Here is a 13,581-nt window from a genome sequence, read left to right as displayed (position 1 = left end):
CTACGGGAGAACTATTTTTGGGATTGGTTGAGATTCACTGATTTTCAGATCGTGGCGTATCTTCGCTGACGACCAACCGTAGTCTTCGGCGACTGCACACAAGCCTGCTTTGACTGGATTATTTTCAATATAGTGAACGATGCGAATCGCTTCGTCTTCCGTGCGTGCCCAGTGATCGAAGGTTTCCTGCTGCCAATAGGTCTCCTCAACGCCACGCGACCGATTGCACATCGTTGCAGTGAAACTCTGGACACTATGCGAGATGATTTCTCGCGGCGTGCGATCTTGCTTCCCCAACAATTTTAACCTCGCTATTTCCATGTCCGCCCAATCCTCGTTGACTCTGAAGAGCCAATGATGATGGCTAGGCATGACAACGAACGCCAACAATTTGTAGCGTTCATTTGCAAAGTGAAGAAACGCATTGGCGACAATCTTCGCTTGCTCGTCATCGGCGAGATGCTGTACTGGCGAATCGTTGTCGAGCAGGTTATCGACAAAGGCAAAAAACAGTTTTTGCTTGTGGTGTTCCCACTGGTCTGCAGAGAACTTGGCCGGTTTCGATCGACACTCTAGCTCTTCGCGATACTCGTCAATCTGCTTCAGTCCCGTGGCGGAGAAACAACCTCGCAAGCATCCCGTGATGAATACAGGATGACCGGGAACGTCCCAGTGAGGCAAGTTGCGACGCCGAAAGATACCCTGCATGATTGCCGCCCCCCCAACGTAGCCTAGGCTTTCAGCCTGGGTCTTAATGCGAACTCTACCTACCTCGAATTATAGCAAGTTGAGTTTACCCAGGCTGGAAGCCTAGGCTACGATCTGCAACGTGCCCGGGGGACGACGCAGAGATCAACTCTTTACAGAATTTTGCATCGCTCCGACACTCGAAAGTGTCGAGACGGTATAAGGAACGAAGTACGTCAGAGGGATTTTCAAGCCGTGCCACCAGGTCAAATTTCCCTGCATGATCACATCGCCTTGATTGATGATGACCAACAAGGTTCCAACCACCAAGCTATACACCATTCCGCGTCTGACGACGGACGGGCTGCATGCGAGTTGAATCCAGCTGCTCGTGGTAGAACGTTTGCTTGGCTGTTCGAAAGTTTCAATAGACGAGTTCATACGTCAGCTTTGTAAATTGCGTGATCCTGCGGAATGAAACAAGCTAAACCGTGGGGTGTTCGACCGGGGCTGCGTTTAAACGCAACGGAGGAACGCCATTGCGAATCCTACGATCAGCGAAGAAATACCCGACCGTGTGAGATTCTACACAGACGATTGGCTGCTGCGAGGCGAGGATAAAGACATGCAAAGACGTAGCCTAGGCTTCCAGCCTGGGACCACATTGCCCCCAGGCTAGAAGCCTAGGCTACTAATACCTCCACAAGTAATAGAGGAACGAGTTCATGGTCCGCCAAAATATCGAAGCTCATTCAGATTGGCAGGAATGCACGCCCGGCACCATCGGCGATCTGCGGAAGCGGCTCAACGCCGATCGTCGACGCAAGTCCATCGCTCGCATTGGCGGCCCCATCGTTGTGGTGGCCGTGTTAGCAATGGGCGTTTGGACCATCGGTGGACCAGCCAATTCACCGACACGCCCGCAACCACTTCAGGAGTTTAACTTCGGTAGCGTAACGTGCAGCGAATTCCAAGCGTCCATGCAGCCATTTGCGATGGAGCAATTGTCACCCGCCCAGCAACAGGCATTCGCCTTGCACCTCCAGCAGTGTCCGGTTTGCCAAGCAAAAATGGACGCGGTGAAAAAAGCCGAAATGCCTAGGATTGGCAAGAATCTTATCGGCAATTCGTCAAACGGTTTCCAAACGCACAGAACCCTGCTGGCGTCAAACGTAGATTGACAAGACATGACCACGACGGTGCGTGGTCGCAACAATCCTATCGGATACGGAGATTGAGAATGTTAGTCTTGTCAAGAAAACAGGGTCAACGGGTGGTTGTCAGTTTGGGCGGCGAGGTCGCGACGCTTGAAGTATTGAGGATTGACGGCAACCGCGTTCGGCTGGGCATCGTAGCAGCGAATTCGATCGGAATCCATCGCGAAGAAATTTGGGCTGAGATTGGATCCCACCTGGGACCAGAGAGCGGCGTCACAAACGGCCCAATCAAAACCGTCGCCTAGCATCGCGTCGCACTCACGAATCGATGGACAAGCCTCGAAGGAGATGTCTGCGATGGAAACTTTTATCGGTTCAGCGAAATCGTAATCGCTTCACTGCGATCGGCCGCTGACCTCACTGAAGCAAAACGGCATTCGTACAACGTACAAGAGTGATCCAATGAAACAAAACCAGCCCCTTTCGTCGAGACTGAAAAGATGAACGATCTCGAAGGCTATCTCCGAGAATCGGTCTGGGTCGTCATCCCCGCACTCAACGAAGAAAAGTCGATCGGCCTTGTCTTGCATGACTTGCCCTGCGTCGCCGGTGTGATTGTGGTTGACAATGGTTGCACGGACGACACGGCAATCGTTGCTGCGCACGCGGGTGCGATCGTTGTTGCGGAGTCGCAGCGCGGATACGGAGCGGCATGCCTGCGTGGGTTGGCGAAGCTTCGAGAGCTGGTCAATGAAGGCCAAGCGGCTCCCGAAGTGGTGGCGTTCGTTGACGCCGACTACAGTGACCATCCTGATCGATTACCCCTGTTGGTCGGACCGCTTGCAACCGACACAGCAGACTTCGTTCTCGGGTCACGCTTGCTTGGCGAGCGAGAACCGGGAGCAATGCCTCCTCAAAGTGTCTTTGGAAACAAGCTCGCGTGCTTTCTGATGCGATGGCTTTTCGGCGTTCGCTACACCGATTTAGGGCCCTTTCGAGCGATCAATTACAGTCGACTGTGCGAACTGCAAATGCAAGACGAGAACTTTGGATGGACGATCGAGATGCAGATTAAAGCGGCAAAGATTGGGCTGCGTTTCCAGGAAATCCCCGTCCCTTACCGAACAAGAGTTGGCATCAGCAAGATCAGCGGCACTGTCAGTGGCACGATCAAGGCAGGCTACAAGATTCTCTATACGATTGCGAAGTACGGGCTGATGCGCCGACGTAGCCTAGGCTTCCAGCCTGGGACCAGAATAAAACCCAGGCTGGAAGCCTAGGCTACGAATTCAGACTTGGCACTTTTCGATGTACAGCGATCGCTAATTGTTCCGCTTGCACCAAGACAATCCGTTGCCGCCCCACATCGACCATCCCCTCGGATTTCAATTGTCCTAGCAGTATCGTCACCGTTTCGCGGGTACTTCCCATCAGATTAGCGATTTCCTGATGAGCTAACTTGATTCGCAGACGAATTCCATTGGAATCGTGAATGCCAAACTGCTCCGCTAGGTCAAGCAGCAGGTGAATCAACCGGTCTCGATTGGAAAGAAAGAGCAGATTCTTTAATCGTCGTTCGACACGATGCCGCCGCAGTCCAATCATCTTCGTCAGTGCGATGGAGACGTCGTGATTTGCAGCCATCAGTCCCTGAAGTTCACGGGCCGGAATCATCACTACCGTCGACTTCTCTACCGCTTCGACGTACTCGTCCCGCTGTTCTGATTCAAAAATTGCCAACTCGCCAAACAGTTCGCCCGGTTCCACAAACGCCAAAATGGACTGTTTACCGTCGTTGGTCAGATTGCAGACCTTGACTAGTCCGCTTGCAAGCAAGAATACGCTGTCAGCGGATTGACTTGGTAAATAAATTGGACTGCGCGCGGCAAACGATCGAGACCGACAACGCAATTCGAGCTGCGTCAATTGGTCTGGCTTCAGTTTTGTGAACAGTTCGTTATTTTTTAGATGCCATATTTGCTGAGGCACGCTGATTCCTTCTCCGCCGAGTTGATTCCGCGAATGGAGGCACACGTCGTGCCCTGATGCTCGCAAGGTTTCTCGGTAGACGCCCGAACGTGCGATTCCTTACACAAATAAAGTTGATTAAAAATACCCGTGTTTTTACAGCACAAGTGGGGTGATTGGTTAAACTTGCGTGCGGGTTACGATTCATGCAACCGAAACCCGTCGCAAATTTCGTTGTCGATGGATCGCGACTCGGATTAATGCAGGAAACTTAATGTAGGAAACGATCGCCGAATTCCGGCGTCCAGCTTGCCAAGCATTCGGTCCGCTCCACGACAGTTCCCAGGTTATCAACCAGTGACCTTGAGATTATCGTCGCCGAGTTCCCGCCCGCTTCAATCCCTTGGCAACGAAGTCGAACGCTTCGGCGGGTTTGTAGTCTTCCAGGACGTCGAAAAAACAGGCGAGAACACGTTTGGTTGCAGCGGCGTTGATGTTGACGCCATGCGTGTTAGCGCGAGCGGCGACTTGGTTGTAGAGGTCACCGAGCGTGGATGAATGTTGCGTTGCCGTCGACTTTTTGGTGGCAGCTTTCTTCTTGGCCATGACAGTTCATTCCCTCTTCTAGAGTCTAAAAGTTTAATTCTCTAGCATTTGTTCTAACTGCATAATGACGTGATGAGAATACGAGTTAATGTCCGTTGCCCTTAAGTCGTTGATCGCAAACACGGGGACGCACAAAAAAAGAGGATGAGAATGGTTCGGATTCGAGGTTCGATCGGTCGGATTCGAAATTCGATCGGATCGTGTAGCGCACTGGCAACGAAAGCAACCTGGATGGCAATCCCTTCCGAATCGATCCATCGCTGAATCAACGTCGAACCGGGCATCGCAGTGCTCACCGTGACGGAGCTTTGTGTGGTCAGCTGAGCCCATCCGTTACTGAGCCGACAAATCCAAGGACTCTTGCATGAACGCATACGCCGCATCGAGAAGCGAATCGCCGTTGACCTTGGCGTTCCATGCCGAATGGCCCAAGCCTTCGAGGCGGATATGTTCGATCTTGCTTCGATAGTTCTTCAGTAAGTACTCGGCGTGATGATACGGAACAATTTTGTCTTGCGTCCCGTGGAAGATCAGCAATGGAGCATCATCCGAATCGAATCGATTTCGTCCATCATATTCTTTCAGCAAATCCAGCAAGAGCCCTGATCCCCAATGGCTCACCACAGCCTGAACTCGCGAGGATTGATCGAGATGAGTCGCTTGCAGTAGTTGGTTTTCAGCATCGTTTGACAACAGTTCGTCGCGGAAATCTTCTTCATCCGAAGCGGCGAGGGCGACACCGATGTAACCGCCTGCAGATCCACCATAAACAACCATCGCATTGCCGGCGACGCGATACGAGTCTGCATTGGCACGGATCCAACGAACGGCCGCCTTTGCGTCTCGCGTCGCAGCATAGGTGGGACGATTCTTTAACCAACCTTCTGGAGCGATTGCTCGATCACCGTGCAGGCGATAGTTGATAGAAAAACAAACCCAACCGCGCTCGGCGAAATAGTTTCCGGCACGAACCATTGATTTCATCAAAGAATCCCCAGTCCAAAAACCGCCGGAATGGACCAGCAAGACGACGGGACGATTCTGCACGGTGGCTTCGTCTGGTTCATAAATATCAAGCGTTAGATTTCTCGGAAAACAACGCTGCGGATCGGTGGGATGATAGATCATCCCTTGAGCATAGGGTAAGCCACGCGTGACTTTCACTCGATACGTCGGCTGTTCAAAAATCGGCCCGACCGACTCTTGTCCACCGGTAGTTTCCTCAGCAGGCGTCAGCGGAGACTGCGCCGCCGCGTGAAAACCACTTGCCACGACGATAAACATCAGAAATAAAACGCATCTATGATAAGTTGCCATCGTTACCACGCTTGAAAACCTCCGGGAGCTGCTAACGCGATATTTCATCAACAAGGGGTTTGACCCGCCGTCCCCCGATGATTCGATCCCACTGTTATAGTCAAAATCGCGGTACGCCTCGCTCGAAAAACTTCTGCTCAACGAGCCGATCTATCGGTCGCTTCACCGTCGTCGGATCACGGATCATGAGCGATGACAACTTTTCGCGAATGAGTGCTAAGACGTCAGGGATCGTCGCGGTAGCCCGCTTCGAAGTAGATTCGCGCCGCTTCTTGATAGGGCGGTTCCCATCCAAGCTCTTCTAGCAAATCGCGTCGCTTCTTTAGGTACCATTTCGGCTCAATCGACTGCTGATTGGCCTCGAGCAATTTTAATGCGCGGCCTTTTTGGCCAGCTCGCCGCAACATCCGATCCTCTAACAGAATAAACTCGGGACGTCCCCGCCCCGCTTGATCGATCAGCCTCTGATAGACGGCCGAAAGTTGCTGCTGATAGCGAACGGGCTCTGAAATCGGCCATCGTTCGCGTACACTTGGTAATTCGCGGTAGGCCAAAGCTCGTCCAAGACGGTATCGAGCGTATGCTAGCGCCCATGCGGTTGGTGCGGGCAATTGCTGCAGCTGCGACGGAAGATGCTCGGACAGCAACTCTTCATACCGCCGCGCCGATTCGATGATCTCGCGAACATTTTCTTTGCGATCATCGTCGGTATCCACCGCATGCAATTCCACTTGCGCCATTGTGATCCGTTGCCAGACGTCCGCATCCATCTCCACCGGCCTTTCCAATCGTCCAAGCAATGGTTCTTCGACCAAATCGGATTCGATTGGCGAACGTGTCGGAGCGGAGGTCATTTGCCCGGGTTCCCAGCGGTGAAGCCAAGACTGTCTCGCCTCGTACTCCAGACGCTCGTTGTCCGACGCGGCATCGTCGATCTTCCTTGCCACCTTCTTCAACTGCTGACGTCGCCAGTGTTCTGCATCGATTGGGTCTGATTCCGCGTTTGCGGCACTGACCGCCCACAGTGACAACAACACGATCGAGAGCCACGACCGTGACGATCGTTTGCGAGTGAATGATTGAAATAGGTCGATAGCCATCTTGTGAACAACAGGTTGAGTCGATGAAGTATAAAAGAACCAGAGCAGCTGCGACCGTGATTGCAGCCTGGTTCGCTTACTTTTGTATGTCAGGCGAGTACTCGTTTGAAGTGACCGACCGCCTGCAAATTGCTGGCCATGTGCTCCGACTACCCGCTCTCTGCAATCGTACATTCCCGTAATCGCCGCCGCAGATGCCAATGAGCTAGAAGCGTCCAGGATCCCGCTGGCGGGCGAAACGTCTTGTCGAACACGGACTGCGTCACATCCTCGGTGACCTTACCGATTCCCGCCAATCGATCGTTGATCGCCTCGGTCTCCGCAAGCTCGTCGAAACATGACCTTCGATTGTACCCGCTTCCACTGCGGCGTTGTTGCTGCCACCACAGCGGTACCGGCATCCGTCGGCGATCACGCTTGCCAGTATTGTGGGTGGCTTAATGCGTTGCAGCACTTGATTGTGCCCGCGGCAGCAGCGATCGCACCACGCCGTAATTCGTGCACCATCCAGGCATCGGCATGCTTGCGTGGAATCGGATAGGGAGCCCGCAAACCACGCTCTCCCGCTGCGACAAAACCAAAGCGAGAGTAGTAATCGGGATAGCCGAGCACGAACACCAACTGAACGCCGGCCGCAGCGAGCTGCGTAAGCGATTCTGTGACCAGACGTGTTCCTAAGCCTTGCCCTTGCATTTCGCGAGTGACCGCAAGCGGTGCAAGAATCTGGGCCGATACGTCACGGGCGGGGTTGATCGCGGCCGACGTAAACAGAACATGGCCAACGATTTGATCCTTGAACTCGGCGACGAACGAAAAGACCGGCTCGGCAGACGGATCATCGAGCATTTCCGCAACAAGGCGTGCGATCACGGGCCCTTCGTCGTCAGCAAAGGCACTTTGATGCGTCGCCAGGATCCCGCTGCGATCCTGTTCACAAGCAGTGCGGATATGTGCGGCGTTTGCATTCATGGTTCCCGAGTCCAATCGTTTTCTCGCGGGGCTCAGCGCTGCTGTCCTCGACATCGATATTTTACCTTTAGCGTTAGCCTGGAACGCTAAAACATTGGGAGGTGGCACTATCGAAACGACTCGGAGTTCAAAATCAGGTAACTCAAAATCGCCAACGCTGGCAGGATCACCCCTCGAACGAAAACAACAATCACCCTCTGCGTATAGCGGAATACTTCGCCCGTCAAATGATCCGGCTTACTCCTTTTCAAATCGGGACGCACGGGATCGCCAAAGAAAGCGATGTCGCGGGAGATTGTTTTTTGCCATACCGTCCTGTTTTCAACGCTTGACCTCGCAACAAATAAAAAGACGGTAACAACCGACAAACAGGCCTCGTTTCTCTTACAAACCGCCCGCATGTTCGCCGCATTGCTGATATTGAATCGGAGTCGGGTATGACAACAATGCATTCATTGGATAAACGCAAAAAATGCGTTCTTCGCGGTTTAAATCGTCTGTTTCTACCGCCAGTGTCAACACGCGCTGGCACAGTGACAACGCCCGCTGCCACGCCCCGTCTCACTGGTCGAATCAAAACCTAACCGACGCGAATCAAGAAACGATCGAAGCAACGGGTGCGATCGACGACACGCTGCCTAAGGAACGCGATTCGAACCGACGACTTCTTGCCGATGCGATTTCGTTTCAGAGGCGAGTCCTCGAAGTTGGCGGCACGCAGACTCAAGTGACTTGTCCAGATCCGCCCCGCCATATTCATCATTTTCGGCGGCAACGATCTGCAAATCGACCACACCGATAAATCGGAGTACTGTCGCCAAGTGCGGATCCAAATGATTGTACTGCTGGTTTCTACCGCCGGGGCCGTAACCTCCATCGCCACGCGAAATTACGGCTATCATACGCTTCCCGTGAACGAGCGGCGTGTACGGTGTTTTCTTATTTAACGGGTCAAACGAGAACGTCCGTCCGACGCGAACGATTTGGTCGATGTAAGCTTTGAAGCCGCTTGGCATTCCAAAATTGTAGAAGGGAATCCCGGCAAGGATCAAATCCGCTTGCATAAACTCGTCGACCAATTCGTCGCTCAACCGCAAGGCATGCTGCATGGCCGCACTGCGTTGGTTCGGCGGCGTAAACGCGGCTGAAATCCACGATTCGGTAACGTGCGGCAATGGATTTCGCCCAATGTCTCGATACGTCACGCCGCCGTCGGGATGGACGTCTTGCCATCGCTGCACAAACTCGGCGGTTAAGCGACGTGTGTGTGAGCGGTCGCTACGAGGGCTTGAATCAAGGTGAAGCAGGTGAGTCATCTAAGTTTCCATTTCTATTCGACGAACACGAGAAGCAGACGCGCTGCAATGAATTTAGTGCCACAGTGCTGATATACTTGCCGATCGAGAAACAGGATCAACCGGGCACAAATTTGTGCGGTACTTACTTTCGTGTAGGAATCTAAGAGAGATGAGCGAGCGAGACGTCACCGAAGTCTTCGAGAAATGCTTAGGATGCCGCTACATGGTAGCGCTGCTCCGGCAAATTCATGGTGGCATTCAGCGACCGGGGCAATTGGAACGCTCCGTCGATGGAATGACAGCGAAAGTCCTTTCCGAGCGACTCAAGCGACTCGTCGAACATGGGGTTGTCGAGAAGACGAGTTATCCGGAGATTCCACCGCGAGTCGAATACACGTTGACGGCTTTTGGTCGACGGTTACTCGAGATCATCGACGAAGTGGACGAACTTCATCGGCATGCACGCGTAAAGACATAACGCTTTGCATTGCGACGGGATCAGCCCGACCATCGATGGCCAACGTCCTGAACGACAGCGCCCTGGACGACAGCGCCTTGAGCCCCATATTTTGTCGTTCCCTCATTTCATCTCGTTGCGTTTCTTTTCCTCTCTTTGCAGACATCGCCATGCCATCATTTCCGATTCCCAAGTTGGCAACGCCTCTTCCGCGAACGTATTGGGTTGTGGCAGGCAAGTTCCTTGCAGGCGCCTACGCAGGAAAACCCGATGCAGCGGCAAATTACCAGCGACTGCACGGGCTGCTGCACTCGGGAATCCGCACGTTTATCAGTCTGATGGAGGAAAACGAAACCAACAACACCGGCCAGCCGTTCACGCCCTACGTTGATGTGCTGCAACGGATCGCAGCCGACAGCAATGAACGCGTCGAATGCCTGCGTTTTCCGATCGTCGACCAGCATATCACCACAAAAACGCAGATGGTGGAAATACTCGATACCATCGACCAATCCATCGAATTGGGGCGACCGGTTTACGTTCACTGCTTTGGTGGTATCGGGCGGACCGGCACCGTCGTTTGTTGTTGGCTGCTACGACACGGCTACGCCACCGAACAGAATGTTTTCGATGTCTTACAAAAATTGCGAAAAGCGGATGTCGAGCGTTCGTCGCGTCCCGCACCCGAAAACGAAACTCAACGCCAGTTTGTCTTGAATTGGCATGAATCCGAGCCTCGCTCCTCAGGGGAAACAACCTTTCCACCGGCCCATCGAAACGATTGGTTTACCAAACTGGTTGGCTTTTCAGAGCGATCTCCTGCCGAAGTCCAACAGTTTATCTCGGTGCACGACGGTCGATTGACATCGAAGGTCAACGGAAAAACGTTTCAATCGGGACGCCTGGAAGTCGTTTCGCTCGCCGAATTGCGGGAACGGTCGCGCCGAGTTAGCCAGCCCGGCGGGCGATTAAAACTGGACGAATTGGTGGGGGATGCGAGCGAGTTGCACGCCGACCCGACCAACGCGGGAGCGATGTTTCAAGTCGCTTCGCAATTCAATCTGCTCGAAATGGTTTCACCAAGCGTGACTCCGGAACAAGGGATCGGAATCTACGAGCACGACCATACTCAAGGCCCCGCCTGTGCAATTGCATGCGGCGCGGGAACCATCTTCCGCAACTACTTTGTGCCGCTAGAGGACCAAGTCGGACAATCGCAGAACGTTCAAATCGACTGTCTTGATGACTTCGGCAAATCGCTCGGCAATGCCAACAATCGATTGTGGACGATGCGAAACGGCTATGCATTACCGTCGTCCGCAGGGCTGAAGGAAATCAACGCAGCGCTAGAACATTTTTCCGAAACCGATCTCGATGCGCTGCGAGCGAAATTGAAAGTGGGAGTTCAGTGGAACACCCAAGTCACACTCACAGGGTGCACTCATTTAGTTTCCCAAATTTATTGCTCCGCGATGCCCGTCGCCTACAGTCGTCTTGCCGACACTCAGTGGGAACGGTTGGCGCGGCTGATTCTCGATGCCGCCTATGAAGCGACACTCGCTGCGGCCATCATCAATGCGGATCGATCCGGCAACAACACCGTGTACTTGACTCTGCTTGGCGGCGGTGCATTTGGTAATCGTGAACCGTGGATATTGTCGGCCATCGAGCGGGCCTGCCGACAATTTGACTCGTTTGACCTGGATGTTAAAGTCGTCAGTTACCGATCATCCAACGCATCGGTGCAAAAGCTTGTGAATTCTTTCTCGCAGCAACGTAGCGATCCGAGCTCGCAGGGGCAGCCGGATTCCGAAAGCTTGCCCGATCACCATTGTCCTGTTTGCGGAGCGAAGCAACGCGTGTTTCTCCGCTATCCGTGGTACATCTGCAATGAATGTTTGTCGCTGGCCGAAGACGCCCATGGCCGCCGACTGCAATTTGCCAACGTCAGCTTTTCTGGAGGGTTTTGCTATGGATATGCCGACGACGCAGATTCACCGCCACAGGAATGTCGCTCGGTGATTTGTTTGATCCACGGACGCCCGGTCGTTGTCAGCGAAGCTCGATTCGGTGGCGTCGTCGCCCAACCGCTCAGCTCGGCATACGAAGTGGAACGTCAGTCCAAACCAATCGACTTGACCACCTAAACGCTGGTGGCTTGCGGCAACGTGATCGCGCCGAGTTTGGCTCGGTTTGTCATTCGCATTGCTCCCCTTTGGCAAACGCCGTGTCGTGAAAATAGCCCTCGGCGGATTCGTCCAAGTAGGTCAGCGTGCTGATAAGACGGTATCATATACGATCGTAGTAGCACGCGTTGCTGCGACAACGAACATCCCACCACGACCACTCCCACCACAATCTCTCACCGATCCCCTGTTATGAACACAAAGCAACCTCGAAATCTCGATCGTCGCGAATTTATTGCGGCATCAACAGCGACCGCAGCGACGTTCGCCAGCGGGCTGGCGACTTCATCGGCGCTTTCCCAGACGCTGGCGGAGACTCGCGGTGGGAACCTACACCTCGGCACATTTCGGTTTGATGTCACACCGCCGCTGGGTCACTCGCTATGCGGAGGCTGGATCAAGCCCGTTGTCGGGATCGACGATCCGCTCGAAGCGATCGGCTATGTGTTGCTCGGATCCGGAAAACCGATTGTGGTCTGTGTTGTTGATTGGACGGGGCTACTCAATTCCGCCCACCTGCAATGGCGACAAGCGTTGGCGGAGGCGGCAGGAACCACAATCGACCGAGTCACAGTTCATTGTGTGCACCAGCATAATGCCCCGTTTGCTTGTCTGGATTCGGAAGAGATTGTGTTGGCTCAGGGGGATCTGCCACACATCGTCGAGCGTGAGTTTTTTCTCCGCTGTCTCGATGCCGGTCGCAGCGCCGTCCGCCAAGCTCTGCAGCAAACCACACCGGTGACCCATATCGCTCATGGCGAAGCAAAAGTCGAAAAGGTAGCAGGCAATCGACGAATTATAGGAGATAACGGCAAAGTGATCTCTCAACGCGGCAGCAGTTCGCGGAATCCAGAGCATCATGCACTGCCCGAAGGCGTGATCGATCCGATGCTCAAGACGATTGCCTTTTACAACCAAGGCCGAAAACTCGCGGCGTGTCATTACTACGCCTGTCACCCGATGAGCTATTACGGCGATGGACGCGTGAGCGCCGATTTTTGTGGTTTAGCTCGTAAACAGCGTCAACAACAGGAACCGGACTGCACGCACTTGTACTTTAACGGTTGTGGTGGAAACATCGGGGCGGGCAAGTACAACGACGGGTCCAAGGAGATGCGGGTCGTCCTAACCGCGCGAATGCTCGCCGGAATCGTCGCCTCGGAAGAAAAATTGGATCGACAATCCATCGAATCGGTACGCTGGGAAACCCACGACATCTTGCCGCCGGTCAACCGGAGCTTTGACGAACAGGCTTTGATGCGTCAGATCAGTGACAGCAAGCAAAGCGTGGTGAACCGAAACCGGCCCTCTTATACCGTCGCCTGGATTCGCCGGATGAAGGCGAGGCTGCCAATCACGCTCAGTTGTATGCATGTGAATGACATTTCATTACTGCATCTACCGTCAGAAAGCTTTGTCGAGTATCAGTTGCGAGCCCAGGCATCGGCGCCCGATCGCTTCGTGGCTTGCGCCGCCTATTCCGATGGTGGGCCGTGGTACATTCCAACCGCAGCGGCGTACCCTCAGGGCGGTTACGCTGTCAGCGTCGCCCACTGCGCTGCCGGCGTCGATCCGATGCTAACCGGTGCAATCAAAAACATGCTCTCACGCGTCTGATCGTCGAGGCGTGATTGAATCTCAGCCTGAGCGACTGACGTCAAGGACACCCCGTCGTGCCTCGACTGGGCAAAAAAGACAATGTCAGATTCAAACTCCTTCTCGTCTACCTAGAAATGCAGACCTCAGTCGACGGTCCCATTTCGTGAGTCTATCGCGCTAGCGTCGGGCCGCCGTTCGGTAGATCGCGGACAAAAGAGGACGTCGGCTCGAACTCGA

Annotated in this window: 15 protein-coding genes; 6 read left to right on the top strand and 9 right to left on the bottom strand. The window is 53.8% G+C overall.

What is annotated here, in order from left to right; genetic code table 11:
- The gene (locus tag ABD971_RS09375; RefSeq protein WP_345321443.1) at positions 1 to 708 is read right to left on the bottom strand and encodes a hypothetical protein; all 708 of its coding nucleotides are present in this window, start codon (positions 706 to 708) and stop codon (positions 1 to 3) included.
- 144 nt (positions 709 to 852) lie between these two features.
- Entirely contained in the window at positions 853 to 1,029 is a 177-nt protein-coding gene (gene nrtS, locus ABD971_RS09370) for a nitrate/nitrite transporter NrtS (RefSeq protein ID WP_345321441.1), read from the bottom strand.
- Positions 1,030 to 1,412: 383 nt separating this feature from the next.
- On the opposite strand from nrtS, the gene ABD971_RS09365 reads away from it, so the two are divergent.
- The 3 genes from ABD971_RS09365 to ABD971_RS09355 all read left to right on the top strand — a co-directional run bounded on the left by ABD971_RS09365 (position 1,413) and on the right by ABD971_RS09355 (position 3,124).
- Positions 1,413 to 1,868, top strand: coding sequence for a zf-HC2 domain-containing protein (locus tag ABD971_RS09365; protein ID WP_345321439.1), 456 nt, complete (start codon positions 1,413 to 1,415; stop codon positions 1,866 to 1,868).
- A 59-nt stretch (positions 1,869 to 1,927) separates the two neighbouring features.
- Positions 1,928 to 2,149, top strand: a complete 222-nt coding sequence (locus tag ABD971_RS09360; RefSeq protein ID WP_339942409.1) for a carbon storage regulator — start codon at positions 1,928 to 1,930, stop codon at positions 2,147 to 2,149.
- Between the two features lie 195 nt (positions 2,150 to 2,344).
- Entirely contained in the window at positions 2,345 to 3,124 is a 780-nt protein-coding gene (locus ABD971_RS09355; protein WP_345321437.1) for a glycosyltransferase family 2 protein, read from the top strand.
- Between the two features lies 1 nt (position 3,125).
- Here ABD971_RS09355 and ABD971_RS09350 read toward each other — a convergent pair whose 3' ends face one another.
- The 7 genes from ABD971_RS09350 to ABD971_RS09320 all read right to left on the bottom strand — a co-directional run bounded on the left by ABD971_RS09350 (position 3,126) and on the right by ABD971_RS09320 (position 9,120).
- Entirely contained in the window at positions 3,126 to 3,833 is a 708-nt protein-coding gene (locus ABD971_RS09350; RefSeq protein WP_339942407.1) for a Crp/Fnr family transcriptional regulator, read from the bottom strand.
- Between the two features lie 348 nt (positions 3,834 to 4,181).
- Entirely contained in the window at positions 4,182 to 4,418 is a 237-nt protein-coding gene (locus ABD971_RS09345; RefSeq protein ID WP_339942406.1) for a hypothetical protein, read from the bottom strand.
- Positions 4,419 to 4,751: 333 nt separating this feature from the next.
- Positions 4,752 to 5,735: a prolyl oligopeptidase family serine peptidase gene (locus ABD971_RS09340; protein ID WP_345321434.1), complete on the bottom strand. Its 984-nt coding sequence runs from the start codon at positions 5,733 to 5,735 to the stop codon at positions 4,752 to 4,754.
- 224 nt (positions 5,736 to 5,959) lie between these two features.
- Positions 5,960 to 6,835, bottom strand: a complete 876-nt coding sequence (locus ABD971_RS09335) for a hypothetical protein (protein WP_345321432.1) — start codon at positions 6,833 to 6,835, stop codon at positions 5,960 to 5,962.
- 149 nt (positions 6,836 to 6,984) lie between these two features.
- Positions 6,985 to 7,236: a hypothetical protein gene (locus tag ABD971_RS09330; protein WP_345321430.1), complete on the bottom strand. Its 252-nt coding sequence runs from the start codon at positions 7,234 to 7,236 to the stop codon at positions 6,985 to 6,987.
- A gap of 10 nt (positions 7,237 to 7,246) precedes the next feature.
- A complete protein-coding gene (locus ABD971_RS09325) occupies positions 7,247 to 7,858 on the bottom strand; it encodes a GNAT family N-acetyltransferase (RefSeq protein WP_345321428.1) in 612 nt (203 codons plus the stop codon).
- A gap of 584 nt (positions 7,859 to 8,442) precedes the next feature.
- Entirely contained in the window at positions 8,443 to 9,120 is a 678-nt protein-coding gene (locus tag ABD971_RS09320) for an FMN-dependent NADH-azoreductase (protein WP_345321426.1), read from the bottom strand.
- Positions 9,121 to 9,271: 151 nt separating this feature from the next.
- Between ABD971_RS09320 and ABD971_RS09315 the strand changes: the two genes are divergently transcribed.
- From ABD971_RS09315 to ABD971_RS09305, 3 genes are all read left to right on the top strand, one after another.
- Entirely contained in the window at positions 9,272 to 9,580 is a 309-nt protein-coding gene (locus ABD971_RS09315; RefSeq protein ID WP_345321424.1) for a winged helix-turn-helix transcriptional regulator, read from the top strand.
- 149 nt (positions 9,581 to 9,729) lie between these two features.
- A complete protein-coding gene (locus tag ABD971_RS09310; RefSeq protein ID WP_345321422.1) occupies positions 9,730 to 11,706 on the top strand; it encodes a protein-tyrosine phosphatase family protein in 1,977 nt (658 codons plus the stop codon).
- Positions 11,707 to 11,937: 231 nt separating this feature from the next.
- Positions 11,938 to 13,362, top strand: coding sequence for a hypothetical protein (locus ABD971_RS09305; RefSeq protein ID WP_345321420.1), 1,425 nt, complete (start codon positions 11,938 to 11,940; stop codon positions 13,360 to 13,362).
- Positions 13,363 to 13,581 lie beyond the last annotated feature (219 nt).

The organism is Novipirellula rosea (assembly GCF_039541335.1).
GTDB classification, from domain to species: Bacteria; Planctomycetota; Planctomycetia; order Pirellulales; family Pirellulaceae; genus Novipirellula; species Novipirellula rosea.
The sequence above is the reverse complement of the archived record's forward strand: the minus strand, read 5'-3'. Positions and strand labels throughout refer to the sequence as shown.

Excerpts from the sequence above, each read along its gene's own strand:
- ABD971_RS09375 (WP_345321443.1), bottom strand. The coding sequence starts at position 708 with ATGCAGGGTATCTTTCGGCGTCGCAACTTGCCTCACTGGGACGTTCCC.
- nrtS (WP_345321441.1), bottom strand. The coding sequence starts at position 1,029 with ATGGTGTATAGCTTGGTGGTTGGAACCTTGTTGGTCATCATCAATCAA.
- ABD971_RS09365 (WP_345321439.1), top strand. The coding sequence starts at position 1,413 with ATGGTCCGCCAAAATATCGAAGCTCATTCAGATTGGCAGGAATGCACG.
- ABD971_RS09360 (WP_339942409.1), top strand. The coding sequence starts at position 1,928 with ATGTTAGTCTTGTCAAGAAAACAGGGTCAACGGGTGGTTGTCAGTTTG.
- ABD971_RS09355 (WP_345321437.1), top strand. The coding sequence starts at position 2,345 with ATGAACGATCTCGAAGGCTATCTCCGAGAATCGGTCTGGGTCGTCATC.
- ABD971_RS09345 (WP_339942406.1), bottom strand. The coding sequence starts at position 4,418 with ATGGCCAAGAAGAAAGCTGCCACCAAAAAGTCGACGGCAACGCAACAT.
- ABD971_RS09340 (WP_345321434.1), bottom strand. The coding sequence starts at position 5,735 with ATGGCAACTTATCATAGATGCGTTTTATTTCTGATGTTTATCGTCGTG.
- ABD971_RS09335 (WP_345321432.1), bottom strand. The coding sequence starts at position 6,835 with ATGGCTATCGACCTATTTCAATCATTCACTCGCAAACGATCGTCACGG.
- ABD971_RS09330 (WP_345321430.1), bottom strand. The coding sequence starts at position 7,236 with ATGCCGGTACCGCTGTGGTGGCAGCAACAACGCCGCAGTGGAAGCGGG.
- ABD971_RS09325 (WP_345321428.1), bottom strand. The coding sequence starts at position 7,858 with ATGTCGAGGACAGCAGCGCTGAGCCCCGCGAGAAAACGATTGGACTCG.
- ABD971_RS09320 (WP_345321426.1), bottom strand. The coding sequence starts at position 9,120 with ATGACTCACCTGCTTCACCTTGATTCAAGCCCTCGTAGCGACCGCTCA.
- ABD971_RS09315 (WP_345321424.1), top strand. The coding sequence starts at position 9,272 with ATGAGCGAGCGAGACGTCACCGAAGTCTTCGAGAAATGCTTAGGATGC.
- ABD971_RS09310 (WP_345321422.1), top strand. The coding sequence starts at position 9,730 with ATGCCATCATTTCCGATTCCCAAGTTGGCAACGCCTCTTCCGCGAACG.
- ABD971_RS09305 (WP_345321420.1), top strand. The coding sequence starts at position 11,938 with ATGAACACAAAGCAACCTCGAAATCTCGATCGTCGCGAATTTATTGCG.